Genomic DNA, 1751 nt, shown 5'->3' with positions numbered 1-1751 from the left:
TGATGTGCTTGCACTTGTTGACGCTGATTCAGATGCTGAGGTCGATGCACTTGTTGATGCTGACTCAGATGCTGAGGTCGATGCACTTGTTGATGCTGATTCAGATGCTGATATGCTTGCACTTGTTGACGCTGATTCAGACGCTGATGTGCTTGCACTTGTTGACGCTGATTCAGATGCTGAGGTCGATGCACTTGTTGATGCTGACTCAGATGCTGAGGTCGATGCACTTGTTGACGCTGACTCAGATGCTGAGGTCGACGCACTTGTTGACGCTGACTCAGATGCTGATTCAGATGCTGATGTGCTTGCACTTGTGCTTGCTGATTCTGATGCTGATGTTGATGCGCTTGTGCTTGCTGATTCAGATGCTGATGTTGACGCGCTTGTGCTTGCTGACTCTGACGCTGATGTCGATGCACTTGTGCTTGCTGACTCAGACGCTGATGTTGACGCGCTTGTGCTTGCTGACTCAGATGCTGATGTGCTTGCACTTGTGCTTGCTGACTCAGATGCTGATGTTGATGCGCTTGTGCTTGCTGATGCAGATGCTGATGTTGATGCACTTGTGCTTGCTGACTCAGATGCTGATGTCGATGCACTTGTGCTTGCTGATTCAGATGCTGATGTCGATGCACTTGTGCTTGCTGATTCAGACGCTGATGTCGATGCACTTGTTGACGCTGATTCAGACGCTGATGTGCTTGCTGACTCAGATGCTGATGTGCTTGCACTTGTGCTTGCTGACTCAGATGCTGATGTTGATGCGCTTGTGCTTGCTGATGCAGATGCTGATGTTGACGCGCTTGTGCTTGCTGATTCAGATGCTGATGTTGATGCACTTGTGCTTGCTGACTCAGATGCTGATGTCGATGCACTTGTGCTTGCTGATTCAGATGCTGATGTGCTTGCACTTGTTGATGCTGATTCAGATGCTGATGTGCTTGCACTTGTTGACGCTGACTCTGACGCTGAGGTCGATGCACTTGTTGATGCTGACTCTGACGCTGAAGTCGATGCACTTGTTGATGCTGAGGTCGATGCACTTGTGCTTGCTGACTCAGATGCTGATGTTGATGCGCTTGTGCTTGCTGATTCAGATGCTGAGGTCGATGCACTTGTGCTTGCTGATGTACTTGCACTTGTGCTTGCTGATTCAGACGCTGATGTTGACGCGCTTGTTGACGCTGACTCTGATGCTGATGTACTTGCACTTGTGCTTGCTGATTCAGATGCTGATGTCGATGCACTTGTTGACGCTGACTCAGATGCTGAGGTCGATGCACTTGTTGATGCTGATTCAGATGCTGATGTGCTTGCACTTGTTGACGCGCTTGTGCTTGCTGACTCAGATGCTGAGGTGCTTGCACTTGTTGATGCTGATTCAGATGCTGATGTCGATGCACTTGTACTTGCTGACTCAGATGCTGATGTCGATGCACTTGTTGATGCACTTGTTGATGCACTTGTTGATGCTGATTCAGATGCTGAGGTCGATGCACTTGTGCTTGCTGATTCAGATGCTGATGTCGATGCACTTGTTGATGCTGACTCAGATGCTGAGGTCGATGCACTTGTGCTTGCTGATTCAGATGCTGATGTCGATGCACTTGTACTTGCTGACTCAGACGCTGATGTTGATGCGCTTGTGCTTGCTGATTCAGATGCTGATGTGCTTGCACTTGTTGATGCTGACTCAGATGCTGATGTTGACGCGCTTGTTGACGCTGACTCAGATGCTGATGTGCTTG

The 1751-nt window shown here is 49.2% G+C and carries 1 protein-coding gene; it reads left to right on the top strand.

What is annotated here, in order from left to right; translation table 11 throughout:
- Positions 1–1751, top strand: a 1751-nt coding sequence (locus tag QM917_RS10495) for a hypothetical protein (protein ID WP_414285719.1), incomplete at both ends; no start/stop codon positions are given.

The organism is Streptococcus infantis, assembly GCF_047460685.1.
Classification (GTDB): Bacteria; Bacillota; Bacilli; order Lactobacillales; family Streptococcaceae; genus Streptococcus; species Streptococcus infantis_AD.
Note: the sequence above shows the minus strand (reverse complement) of the source record. Positions and strands in the feature narration are given on the sequence as shown.